General features: G+C 42.1%; 10 protein-coding genes and 1 tRNA gene. 9 read left to right on the top strand and 2 right to left on the bottom strand.

Annotated features, from left to right (window positions below; translation table 11 throughout):
- The first annotated feature begins 15 nt into the window (after positions 1-15).
- The 6 genes from DPF90_RS18915 (at position 16) to DPF90_RS18890 (ending at position 6,924) form a co-directional block, all read left to right on the top strand.
- A tRNA-Pro gene (locus tag DPF90_RS18915) sits at positions 16-92 on the top strand.
- A gap of 389 nt (positions 93-481) precedes the next feature.
- On the top strand, positions 482-2,188 hold the full coding sequence (locus tag DPF90_RS18910) for a dipeptide ABC transporter ATP-binding protein (RefSeq protein WP_114787867.1): 1,707 nt from the start codon (positions 482-484) through the stop codon (positions 2,186-2,188).
- A gap of 85 nt (positions 2,189-2,273) precedes the next feature.
- Positions 2,274-3,827 carry an ABC transporter substrate-binding protein gene (locus tag DPF90_RS18905; protein ID WP_114787866.1) on the top strand — a complete coding sequence of 518 codons (1,554 nt, stop codon included), beginning with the start codon at positions 2,274-2,276 and terminating at the stop codon, positions 3,825-3,827.
- Between the two features lie 150 nt (positions 3,828-3,977).
- Positions 3,978-4,955, top strand: a complete 978-nt coding sequence (locus DPF90_RS18900; protein ID WP_114787865.1) for an ABC transporter permease — start codon at positions 3,978-3,980, stop codon at positions 4,953-4,955.
- Between the two features lie 2 nt (positions 4,956-4,957).
- Complete coding sequence (locus tag DPF90_RS18895; RefSeq protein WP_114787864.1) at positions 4,958-5,896, top strand: ABC transporter permease; 939 nt, start codon at positions 4,958-4,960, stop codon at positions 5,894-5,896.
- Between the two features lie 158 nt (positions 5,897-6,054).
- Positions 6,055-6,924, top strand: a complete 870-nt coding sequence (locus DPF90_RS18890) for an SPOR domain-containing protein (RefSeq protein ID WP_114787863.1) — start codon at positions 6,055-6,057, stop codon at positions 6,922-6,924.
- 23 nt (positions 6,925-6,947) lie between these two features.
- On the opposite strand, the gene DPF90_RS18885 is transcribed toward DPF90_RS18890, so the two are convergent.
- Entirely contained in the window at positions 6,948-7,763 is an 816-nt protein-coding gene (locus DPF90_RS18885) for a chromosome partitioning protein ParA (RefSeq protein WP_114787862.1), read from the bottom strand.
- Positions 7,764-7,869: 106 nt separating this feature from the next.
- On the opposite strand from DPF90_RS18885, the gene DPF90_RS18880 reads away from it, so the two are divergent.
- Positions 7,870-8,766 carry a response regulator gene (locus DPF90_RS18880; RefSeq protein WP_114787861.1) on the top strand — a complete coding sequence of 299 codons (897 nt, stop codon included), beginning with the start codon at positions 7,870-7,872 and terminating at the stop codon, positions 8,764-8,766.
- 282 nt (positions 8,767-9,048) lie between these two features.
- Positions 9,049-10,146, top strand: a complete 1,098-nt coding sequence (locus tag DPF90_RS18870) for a hypothetical protein (protein WP_162814062.1) — start codon at positions 9,049-9,051, stop codon at positions 10,144-10,146.
- Between the two features lie 52 nt (positions 10,147-10,198).
- Here DPF90_RS18870 and DPF90_RS18865 read toward each other — a convergent pair whose 3' ends face one another.
- A complete protein-coding gene (locus DPF90_RS18865) occupies positions 10,199-12,094 on the bottom strand; it encodes an ATP-binding protein (RefSeq protein WP_205395212.1) in 1,896 nt (631 codons plus the stop codon).
- 80 nt (positions 12,095-12,174) lie between these two features.
- Here DPF90_RS18865 and DPF90_RS18860 point away from each other — a divergent pair, with 80 nt between their 5' ends.
- Entirely contained in the window at positions 12,175-12,933 is a 759-nt protein-coding gene (locus DPF90_RS18860; protein ID WP_114787857.1) for a substrate-binding periplasmic protein, read from the top strand.
- The last annotated feature ends 150 nt before the right edge of the window (positions 12,934-13,083 follow it).

Here is a 13,083-nt window from a genome sequence, read left to right as displayed (position 1 = left end):
CTTGATAAAAAATTTCGGTGAATAGCGCAGCTTGGTAGCGCATCTGGTTTGGGACCAGAGGGTCGGGGGTTCGAATCCCTCTTCACCGACCACATTGAAAAGCCTGCTATTTAGCAGGCTTTTTTCTTATCTGAACCTTATAGCTGTTAGCCAGCTTGAATGCATATATACCCCCCTTTCTGAATACAGACCTCTCCAGTTAATCGATAAACTATTTCTAATTTTTGTGACTTTTAAATTTGTAACTAGAAGCAATATGTTGCATATATGTTTCTATTATTTGAGTATTATTGGCTTAAAATGGGCGTTTTAATGGTTTAAATGTTGCACTTTTGTGAGTTTTTTGCCAAATTGATGAGCTTGTAAATTGTCAGGTCAATAAGCTTGGTTGAGTGATAAGCTAAACAGGGTTGATTGGCTGACTTGAATGGATTCAATCTCAGACAGGGCAGGAAGCTGCCGGAGCATTAGAGGTCTGGTAATGTCACTTTTAGAAGTTAAGAACCTTCGTATTGAGTACCCATCACGCCATGGTGTACATGCTGCTGTTAAATCGTTGTCGTTCAATATAGAGCGCGGTGAAATAGTCGGTGTTGTTGGTGAATCTGGTGCTGGAAAATCGACAGTTGGTAATGCTGTTATCGATCTACTCAGTCCTCCAGGGCGTATCGCGAGTGGCGATGTTTATTTAGATGGTGTTCTAATATCTGGTTTGTCAGCCGAAGAGATGCGACAAGTTAGAGGCTCTAAAATAGGATTTATCTTTCAAGATCCTATGACATCTTTAAACCCTCTTTTTACCGTTGAGCAGCAGTTAACTGAAACCATCCACGCCAACATGAATGTCTCAGAAGACGAAGCTTATCAGAGAGCTTTGTCCTTGATGCAGCAAGTGGGTATTCCTCAACCAGAGAATCGTCTAAAACAGTACCCTCATCAATTTTCAGGTGGTATGCGCCAGCGTGTTGTGATTGCTATTGCTTTAGCTGGTGAGCCTGACCTTATTATTGCGGATGAGCCAACCACAGCATTAGATGTCTCGATCCAAGACCAAATCCTCGATCTTATTCGTGATTTGTGCATAAAGAATAATGTTGGATGCATGTTGGTAACGCACGATATGGGAGTCGTATCGAATGTAACTGATCGCGTTGCAGTTATGTATCGTGGTGATTTAGTCGAATTTGGTGAAACTAAGAAAGTATTGGGCGATCCGGATCACTCATACACGCGAAGTCTCATTTCTGCAGTGCCGCGCTCCGATGCAAAGCTCGAGCGTTTTCCTCTTGTTAACTACATAGAACAAGTACAAGAAATGGAACCTCTTGATGTGAAAAGTCATTGGCTTGGTCAAAGTCAGGATCATCGTGAATACAGCGGCTCACTACTGACAGTAGAAAATGTAAATCTACGTTTTGTGACTAAAGAGTCATTATTTGAAAGCCGCCGCGAATATGTTCAAGCCTCTAATAATGTGAGTTTTGAGGTTTATGAAGGAGAAACTTTTGGTCTAGTTGGAGAGTCTGGTTCAGGCAAGTCGACCATTGCGCGTGTGATTGCCGGATTGTATCAACCCAACTCAGGTAAGGTGACTTTTGAAGGTATTGACTTAACGTCTTTGAAGTCGGAGAAAGAGCGCCGCCCCATGCGTCGTCAGATGCAGATGGTATTTCAAAATCCGTATACATCGATGAACCCTCGTATGAAGATTTTCGATATTATTGCTGAACCTATTCGCTTTCATAAGTTAACGGAGAGTGAAAACCAAACTAGACAGATCGTCAGCGATCTTCTTGATCACGTTGGATTGGGTAAGATGGCGGGTGTGAAATATCCACATGAGTTCTCTGGTGGACAACACCAGCGTATTTCCATCGCTCGAGCACTCGCGACTCGCCCAAGACTTTTGATTTGTGATGAGCCAACTTCAGCACTTGATGTGTCCGTGCAAGCTCAGATACTGAACTTACTTAAAGATTTGCAAGATGAGCTTAATCTCACCATGTTGTTCATTAGTCATGACTTACCCGTTATTCGTCAGATGTGTGATCGCGTAGGTGTAATGCAAATGGGCACCTTACTCGAAGTTGCTCCGACCGAGCAGCTGTTTAATTCGCCACAGCATGAATACAGTAAACAACTTATTTCCTTAATGCCGGAATTTACTGGGTTAAGAGAAGCAATATAACAGGCACAAGCCGAAACATAATTTTAAATTAGTTAAACAGACAATACACATTACTAGGGATTAGTCCCGCATAAGGAGTTATGCAATGAAAACCATGAAAAGCAAACTTGCCATGGCTTTAATGGCAGCTGGCTTGAGCTTTAGTGCAGTAGCCGCAGATATAACCGTTGGGTATGCTTCTGATCCCGTCTCGTTAGACCCTCATGAGCAGCTATCTGGTGGCACTTTACAAATGTCTCACATGGTGTTTGACCCATTGGTGCGCTTTACGCAGGAGATGAAATTTGAGCCTCGTTTAGCAGAGTCTTGGGAGCGAGTAGATAACGAAACCATGCGTTTCCATCTTCGCAAAGGGGTTAAGTTCCACTCAGGGAACACGTTTACGGCCGATGATGTAGTGTGGACGTTTAATCGCCTCAAGGATTCAGCGGATTTTAAGGGTATTTTTGCACCTCTTGTGGCGTTAAATAAAGTTGATGATTACACCGTAGAGATCAAAACTGATGGCGCTTATCCTCTGATTGAAAATGTTGCTACTTATATCTTCCCTATGGACAGTAAGTTTTATACAGGTAAGACCAAGGATGGCAAGGATAAAGCAGAGATGGTCAAACATGGCAACTCTTACGCTTCGACACACGCATCTGGTACAGGCCCATTTATTATTACGTCGCGCGAACAAGGTGTAAAAGTTGAATTCGAACGCTTTGAAGACTACTGGGACAAGGAATCAAAAGGTAATGTTGATAAATTAACCCTAGTGCCAATCAAAGAAGATGCCACTCGTGTTGCTGCTCTGCTTTCTGGTGATGTCGATATGATCGCACCTGTGGCTCCCAACGATTACAAGCGAATTCAAAGTGCTAATGGCGTTGACCTCTACACTATGCCGGGTACTCGGGTGATCACCTTCCAGATGAACCAAAACAGTAATCCAGCGCTTAAAGATGTTCGCGTTCGTCAAGCGATTGTTTATGCGATCAATAACCAAGGCATAGTGAAAAAAATCATGAAAGGTGCAGGAACCCCAGCTGCACAGCAAAGTCCAGTTGGTTACGCAGGTTATAATGATAACCTTAAACCTCGTTATGATCTGAAGAAAGCCAAGGCATTGATGAAAGACGCGGGTTACGAAAAAGGTTTTTCACTGACCATAATGGCGCCGAATAACCGTTACGTGAATGATGCCAAAATTGCTCAAGCTGCAGCTGCGATGTTATCCAAAATCGGTATCAAGGTTGATCTGAAAACCATGCCTAAAGCCCAGTACTGGCCTGAGTTTGATAAGTGTGCGGCAGATATGTTGATGATAGGCTGGCATCCAGATACTGAAGATTCAGCTAACTTCACCGAGTTTCTTGCTATGACTCGCAATAGTGAAACGGGCAAAGGACAGTATAACTGTGGACATTATGGTAACGCAGAGGTTGATAAGCTGGTTAATCAATCGAATACTGAGACTGATTTAGGTAAACGTGGTGAGATGCTTAAGCAAATAGAAGCGACACTTTACGATGAGGCGGCATTTGTTCCCTTGCATTGGGAAGACCCTTCATGGGCCGCGAAGAGCAATGTCAAAATTGGCCCAATCGTCAACGGTATGGATCAGCCTTACTTTGGCGATCTTGTTGTTAAGTAAAGTGTTTTAACTTATCCAAGTATTCAATATTAATAACTTGGAAACTTAAGGTGTGAACTTTATTTTGATTAAGTGAGCACCTTTTTAATATTCAAGGTGCAGGGCAGTGGAACTGCATATTGAAATCTATGGAAAGTAAAGGGGCAAGGAATGTTTTCGTTTCTGGTCAAGCGCCTATTTCAGGCACTGATAGTGATGTTTGTGATCAGTTTAGTGGCGTTTGCCATTCAGGATAATCTGGGTGACCCATTACGCGAGCTTGTGGGGCAGTCGGTTTCAGAGGCAGAACGTCAGGCTCTGCGTGATGAGTTAGGCCTTAACGATCCTTTCATAACCAAATACACCCGTTTTGTCGGCTCTGCGCTTCATGGGGACTTAGGTACATCCTACTTCTTTAAGCGTCCAGCTGTTGATGTGATTTTAGATAAATTGGTGGCGACACTAGAATTAGTGTTTGGCGCTACGCTTATCATTATTGCCTGCTCCATCCCTTTGGGAGTGTACTCGGCGATTCATCCTAAAAGTATTTTCACCAAAGCAGTAATGGCATTTAGTAGTGTGGGTATCTCTATTCCCGTGTTTCTGACAGCCATCATGCTAATGTATGTTTTCTCGATAGAACTTGGCTGGTTGCCTTCATTTGGTCGCGGCGAAACAGTGAATTTGCTTGGCTGGGAATCGGGGTACTTCACTCTTGATGGGCTTGCGCATCTTGTGCTGCCGTGTATCTCTCTTGCCTCAATCATGTTGCCGCTTTTCATCCGCTTGGTGCGCTCAGAGATGCTCGAAGTTTTGAGCTCAGAATACATTAAGTTTGCCAAGGCAAAAGGCTTAGCACTGAATAAGATTTACTATCAGCATGCGTTAAAGAACACCATGCTACCTGTGCTGACTGTAGGTGGCGTGCAAATCGGTACTATGGTGGCTTATACGATCCTAACCGAAACCGTCTTTCAATGGCCCGGTACAGGCTTTCTTTTTTTAGAAGCGATTAACCGTGTCGACACTCCACTTATTACCGCTTATGTAATTTTTGTTGGTTTAATATTTGTGGTTACCAACACAATAGTCGACTTGTTGTACGGGATTATTAACCCTACCGTGAACCTTACTGGAAAAGGAGCATAATCATGAGCCAAACTGCAACTGCTCCTTCTCGATGGGAGCGCTTCAAGCAATCAGATTTCTTGTACTATTTCAAACGCGATAAAGTCGCTATGGCAAGCTTTACTGTGTTTATGCTGTTTTTGCTTATGGCAATAGCGGCGCCGATATTATCGCCAACTAACCCGTATGATTTAGCTTCGATTGATATTATGGACTCAGAACTTCCTCCATCTTGGATGGATGAAGGTGATGAGCGCTTTGTTTTGGGAACCGATGAGCAAGGACGAGATATTTTATCTACCATATTATACGGTTCGCGGCTTTCTTTAACTATCGGCTTTTTGGCGGTTGGTTTGCAGCTGGTACTCGGTATTATTATTGGCTTGTCTGCGGGTTATTTTGGCGGCCGGATTGACAGTTTATTAATGCGCTTTGCCGATATTCAGTTGTCATTTTCGACCATGATGGTGGCCATCATAGTCTCCGCTATTTTTAAAGCCAGTTTTGGTAGTGACTTTTATAGCCAATATGCAGTGGTTATGTTGGTGGTGATTATTGGTGTAGCCGAATGGCCTCAGTATGCTCGAACGATCCGTGCGTCAGTCTTAGCCGAGAAGAAAAAAGAATATGTGGAAGCAGCCAGAGTGATGGGTTTTAAGGCGCCACGTATTATGTTTCGTCATATTCTGCCGAATTGCTTGTCACCCATTTTGGTTATATCAACGGTGCAAGTTGCAAACGCCATTATGTCAGAAGCGGCTTTATCTTTCCTTGGCCTTGGTTTACCCGTTGATCAGCCATCACTCGGAGCTCTGATAAGTATCGGCTTTAATTACATATTCTCAGGAGCTTGGTGGATTACTGCGTTTCCTGGCGTGGTTTTAGTGACGCTAGTATTGGTAATTAATTTATTAGGTGACTGGCTCAGGGATGTATTCAATCCTAAAATCTATAAAGGCTAAGCTAACCTTCGGATTTTATTATATAATTGTCATCCAACTAAGAGTCGTAGCAAGTTACGGCTCTTTTTTTGCATCAAGTTTAGAATATTGGCAGGCTCTGTTTCTAGTATTGCCAAGTGATTGGATAGGAAATTTAAGGTTGGAATGAGGATGTAAGAATGGTTGTAAAATCCAAACTTTCTATGGTTGTACTCATAAACCTTACTGTGTTGGGTTTAACCTTGCCTGATAAGGCTTACACACAGGAATTTTTGTGTGATGCGAGACAAGTATCAAATAGTAGTCTTCCCTTGTTGGAGAGTGATTGTCCGATAGGCAATGGGATGTGGGGAAAAAGAAAGCCCAAACCCGACTCATCTTACTTTTGGATTCAGTGCGGTATCTATAGTGAGCCACTGAGCTTAATTGAAGCGAAACGTATTTATCCCAGTATTACAGCAGATGTTTGGGCTAAACCTGAGGGTGATGTGTACCGATGTCTGGTTGGGCCATATAAAAATTTCTCTAATGCAAAACAAGACTTGGCTAGAGTGAAACGTCTGCCGGACTACGGTCAAGCGTTTATCCGCCAGGTATCAAAAGGTTCAGCTCAGAAAAGTAATACACCGCCGACGACCAAAGAAATATCAACAAAATCGCAGCCTAAGCTTGATGCAGGTTCGACTAATCAGCAAGTAGTGGCTCATGAACGAAAAGAGAGTATGGCGATTCGCCATAAAATAGTGATTAATGGTGTTGAATATACTGTACCTTATTCACTGCTCAGCAATGACCAGTTTTATATGGAGCATGAGCTACCTTGGAACCGAATGAGCTACGATATGGCGTATAAGACTTGTGATCAAATGGGGATGCGTCTTGCCAGTAATAACGAATGGCAATCTTTGCTGAAAGCTAATGTGATGATGAAGGACAAGTGGCCAATGCATTTACCTTATTGGGGGGAAGAAAAAACAGGCCTTTTTTATACCGGAAAGGTGAAGTCACTCAAAGGTTCCTCGTTACTCAATGTTATGTGTGTCAAGTAGCTTTGATATAAGGGCCGGATAAATTATTGGTCCTTTTTCTCCTCAGCTTTTTTTTCTGACTCTTCAAGTAAATCGAGATATTTCTTTTCGACGAACTCTTTTTCTTTAGTGACATGGTGCAATTGTTGTTGGATAGCTTCGAGCTCTTCATTAGACGGGCCAGCTCCACCTTCTGGCTGTTCGCTGACTTTCTTCTTGTAGTTCTCAATAATATTGAGCAACTGTTGTCTTTCTTGATGATACTCTTTCTCCATTTTATCAAAGCCACCAGATTCACTAACCTGCATATATTCTTTCTCTAGTTGTTCAAACTGTTTTTCAAGTTGTTCTTTTTCTTGTCGCAGGCTGTCAACCGTATCTGATTGCTTGTCGAGTTTATTTTTGGCTTTTCTTAACCCTTCCATGCTCCGATCAAGGTCTCCTTTGAGCTTGCGGATAAGCTGGTGAGACTTGGATAGCTGCTGATTAAGGTCATCGATGGACTCTTGTTCATCGGCGGTGAGGCTGATTTGACTGGCAGCCTTGATCTGTGAAACTTGGGCCTCCAGCGCTTTTTGAATGATGATGAGATCGTTTAAAGTGTCATTGTTTTCAGCGGTATAATTGAGAGCGTTTTCAACCGACTCTTGGCAGATCTCGTAGGTTTGACCATCCATTATTGGACTTGAGCCAGATTGAGGGCCATGAACCACATCACGAGCGAATTGGCGAAACTCTCGGATCATGAGCAGCAAAATGACAAACCATACCAGCAAGATTAACAGCCCAACATCGACTGCAAGGGCAAACAAACTCTCAGTAGTTATTAACGGAGTCGTGAGAAGCGCGGTTAAATCCATGAACTCATTCTATGTTTTGGGATAACTATAGGGTGTAAGTTTAGTTGTCGTCAGAAATTGTGCCTATAATTTAAATTAATCATCAAGCTAGAGCAGAAGACTTTTTGTGAAAATCCTGATTGTCGATGACAGTAAAGCGACATTAGAGATAGTCCGACGAGCATTAGAAAAGTTTGGCTATCGTCGTTTATCCATCCAAAAAGAGGACAGTGCAGTCGGTGCGCTTAATAGAGTAAAGGAATGGCAACCTGAGATTGTTCTAACCGACTGGCATATGCCTGATATGACAGGGCTCACTCTAATTCAAGAAATAAAAAAGCTCGATCTAGGCACCAAGATGGGCATGATTACTACTGTCGATGACCAAGTCCAAATAAACCAAGCTAAGTCAGCAGGTGCTAGTTTTGTCTTATCAAAGCCTTTCGTTGATAAAGATCTGCATCGTAAGCTGCTGCCTTTAGTACAAGGAGCAGAAGAAAGTGAACGCACACTAGAAAATATTAATGATGTGCAAAAGGAATTGGCCTTACCTAAGCTCGCTCAGCTCGAGAAGCTAATGAAGCGTGAAATTGGCGCTCGCCTCTCTCTTAGTAACATCCGTAAGCAATCTTTTGATGAAAGTAAAATCCCTTGTTTGCTTGCTATGTACGAAGATGGTGACACTCAGAGAACTCGAGCGGTAGCAATATTAGATATTTACGCGATATGTATATTGTCGCGATCCAATTCGAAAATAAGTAAGGACGACTTACAACAAGCAATCCATAGTAAGTTGGTGAGCAAAGATATTTTAGATACCTGCCACAAAGTGCTCGATAAATCAGCGCTTGCCTTTCTCGACAGTGCTTCGCGTAAAAGCTTGCGGCTAAAAAGTGTTAGCTTTATTCCTTCAGCCTTTGAAAAGCTTGAGGCTCTGTACAGTAAAGAGCAAGATAAAAGGGTCGATTTCTCCTGTCAGTTTGAAGATTTGGCCCAAGGTAAAATCACGCTAATTGGTTTTTAACGATAACAGTGAGTATTTGAGTCTAATCGTAGAAAAACCTACTTCCTACTATTGCAGTTCATGTTTGAACTCACTTCCTTTTCTCGTTGAATATGCCCATTGTTTAGCTGAAAAACATAAATCATTTTAGCCTATGATTTGATGTTTTTTCCGTGTATCTCCCCATAATTCGTTTCTGTTTTTATCACTAAATCATTAATTTTTCGTTCGATTTTATCGGCAAAATGAGATGGCCGAAGGCATATCATTTTTGCCATTGGCATGATGAGGAACGGATAACCAATGAGAAACGATAAGTACAAAAAGAATCTAATATTGCTTGCCATGATGGGAGCCTTAGTCTCTGGGGTTACCGGATGTAGTGATGATGGTAATGATGACGAATCCAACCCCAATTCTAATGGTAATAGTGAGCCTACACTTGAATTTTCATCAAATGTTGAGTCTTCGATAAGCGGCCTTGCTGCGGGAGATGCGGCAGAAAATGGTGAGCGATACGACTATAGTACCTTAGCGGTATTTGACTGGAAAAACTATGGCGATCAAACTCCAAAACCAAGATTTGCTATTGTTGAGCGCCATAGTGATTCTGCCACTGTTGTACCACTTGATCAAAGTATCGTTAACTGGTCTGACGAGGCCAGAGGTAATGATTTAGAAGCTATTTGCCAGATAGATGATACTTACTATCTGGCTGCAGAAAGTGGTTATTACCACGATGAAGATGCGGGTACCTACCAATATGGTCGCTTGTTTCTTATCGAACGCGACCCAACGCAAGGCGGTCTCTATTCAGGGTTATCTTTGGCAGCAACCTATCAGCTGACCGATGACGGCAACCAATCAACCTATGATGATAAAAGCTTCGAAGGTTTAGCCTGTGCACCATCTGATAGTGATGATGGTAGCTATAATATTTTGTTAGGAGATAGGGGGTCAGGTGACTTGTATTGGGACAAAATACATCCTATGGCTGATATCACTTCAGACACTGCTCAAGTGTTAGAGTTAAGACATGTGGGTAATATACAGGCACCATTAGAATGGGGAACAAGCCGTAATATCTCCGATCTTTTCTATACAGAACAATGGCATTATTTGTATGGTGTAGCTTCGTTAGATCCAGGAGACGATAGCGCGCCAGAAGGTAGTGAGCCCAATTCGACCATGTATAGAAGTACTAGTGCATTCTATTTAGAAAGTGACACCTTTATGCAAGATATGGAAAGCTCACCACACGATATTGCAATTAAAGCGATTCACTCTTTCCCTGACCACAAAATTGAGGGGATCACGGCTTATGGAACAACGGGTGGCATGTTTTATGGCTCTGACGATGATACTGATGCCAATGAATATGGCTTAGTTAAGGTTCAATAATCACTCTTAGTCGTATATTCCAGCCAGTAGGCTTGCCTGCTGGCTGTGTTGTTTAGCTTGTGATGTCCAGTGAATTATCCATAGCTGCAGGCATATGTTCGCGTAGCGTTTTTTCTATCGTGTCGACGTTGACAGGCTTTGAAATAAACCCACTCATTCCTGCATCAAAGCACAGCTGTTTGTCTTCTTCTAGCACGTTGGCCGTTACGGCAATGATTGGCACTTGACGACCCCAGTTGGACATTTTTCTAATATGTTGAGTTGCTGTAAGTCCATCCATTACTGGCATATGGCAATCCATGAATATTATTTGGTAGTCATGCAGCTTGAAAAGATCCAATGCGATTTGACCGTTCTCAGCTACATCACAGCTTAGGTTGAGTCGCTCGAGCAATCTTGTTATCACCACCTGATTAACCGAATTATCTTCTACAACTAATATTTGTGCTTTCGATGATACTGGCTTGTCTTGATTATTCTCACTTGGCTTTGCTAGTACTTTTACTCTGTTTTGCTTGTCTGTTTCGTTTTGTGAGGTGATAACTTTTAGACTGCCAGATTGAGAAGGAAGTAGTAACTCTACGGAAAAGCGACTACCGAGCCCGACTTCACTCGATACTTGTATGTTTCCGCCCATCAACTCGGTCAGCTCTTTGGAAATTGCAAGTCCGAGCCCTGTGCCGCCATATTGCCGCGTTGTACTCCCATCGGCTTGATGGAATTTATCAAAGATAACATCGAGTTTGTCTGCTTCGATTCCAATCCCCGTATCACTCACAGCAACCTTTAAACCTGATGGTGGATAGCTGACATTGATTCTAACAAACCCAACCTGGGTGAATTTGATCGCATTACTCACAAGGTTATTGAGGATCTGTTTGACGTGAATGGGGTCTCCTAACAGGGTTTGGGGGACGTTGGGTTCAATATCTACCATCATCTGTAAGTGCTTACTATTAGCTTTAACCTCATTAACTCTATGAAGATCATCAATGAGTTGATGGATATCAAAAGGTATCGTCTCTAACTCAATTCGACCCGCTTCAATTTTAGAAATATCGAGAATATCGTTGATTATGACCAGCATATCTTCTGATGACTGTTGAATCATCTTCAGGTATTTCATCTGGGATTGGTTTAAATCTAAGTCTTCCATTAGCGCTGCGATACCGATAATGCCGTTCATCGGGGTGCGAATTTCATGGCTCATGTTAGCCAAGAATTCACTCTTACGACGGTTAGCGGTTTCGGCATATTCTTTCGCGCTTTTTAGCTCTTGGTGGTAGGCGTCTAGGCGAACATTTGAGTTATTAAAATTCTCAGCCAGATGAGATATTTCATCTTTAAACATGCGAGGATAGAGCGTAACATTCTGAAGTGAATGATCTTTTTTTACACTTGCTACGGCTTCCGCTATCATACTGATAGGTTTAATTATAACTATCCAGATGAAGCTGAGCAGTGCGACTAGCAACAAAAGTATGCGAACAACTTCTGCTGCCAATATATGAAAAAACTGCACCCAGAGGTCATCGTAGATAGGTGCTAGATCCGATTGAATGACGAGTCTTCCTAGAGAGTAACTTTTATTCCCTAGCTCGTACTCCAAAGGCCAAGTGACGGAAATGGCGTCATGTGATGTGTGGCCTTTTTCAATAATGGACTCGTTACCACTATAAAGGTGAACATAGTCGACTCTCGGCAAGTTGATTAAGCCTTCTAGCTGAGCGTTTAATAAACCTCTATCTTCGACCCAAAGGCTGGTACGAAGGCTTGCAAGCTGGCTGGTTTTTAGGTTGTCGAGAGTTAGATGCAGGTTATCAATGTCTCTCTGCAACTGTTGATATAGATTGTAGCTGGTGCCTACCAAAGCCAGTATTAGGCTAAAGAAGGCAACCGTGTAAACCACTTGTTTACCAATGCTAAGATATCGACGTTCTTTATTCAAAATATGCAACTACACTCTTACTTAATGTTCGCTAATGTAAATATAGTTTTAATTGTTCAATAATAAAATGGGGATCGATAATGAACTGGAAATTTCAACTCACATCAGTTGTTTTGTTTATGCTGAACACATCTTTGGCCAATGCAAACAAGATCGACTACTACGTCATTGCAGAGCAAGCTAGGCCATTTCAGATTGAAACTAAAGGCGCTGACCATTCTGGTATAGTGACAGATATCGTTAAAGAAGTGTTCAAAGATAGTGATCACCAGCTCAATTATCACACTTATCCGTTTAATCGTATGATTTCTATTCTCTCCTCACAAGACCAAGGTAATTGGATTACTTACGGCAGCCCTCATTGGGGGAAAGTCCAGTCAGAGAATTTATCGGAAGAACCCATCTATACCGTGCGACATAATTTGTTATTTAGCAGTAAGAAGCCGATTGATTATACCAAAGCATCTGACCTGAATGGCAAAGTGGTCGTATTACTGATGGGGTTTGATTATCCTGAACTTCAGCCCTATTTTGCAAGTGGGGAAGTACAAGAAATGCGAGTTAAAAATTATCAGTCGGCATTTCGAGTGATTGATCGTCACCCCGGAGAAATGGTGTTTGTTGAAATGGGTTCCAGAATTATCTACAACCAAAATCAACTTAATCTTGATAAAAGCCTTTATGCTCAGCAAGGGTTCAATGACGTGATACCTGATTACTCTGTGTACCTGGCTTTATCACCCACCATGGATAAAGAAGTTCAAGACTATATTAATAAGCGTCTAAAAGTACTTAAAAAACAGGGTAAAATTGACGAAATCATTAAGAAGTATATTTAACGACGAGTTCTTTATTCTTGCTTGTGAACAAGCTTTAATAGCGGGAATCGAAGCAGCTATTCCCGCATAACTTTGAATCTAAAGCGCTTGCTAACTTTATACAAGTCAGCGAAGAGGTGATAGCCTGTTTTTTCCACAAAACAACAGAGC

The organism is Vibrio tetraodonis (assembly GCF_003350295.1).
Taxonomy (GTDB): domain Bacteria; phylum Pseudomonadota; class Gammaproteobacteria; order Enterobacterales; family Vibrionaceae; genus Vibrio; species Vibrio tetraodonis.
The sequence above is the reverse complement of the archived record's forward strand: the minus strand, read 5'-3'. Positions and strand labels throughout refer to the sequence as shown.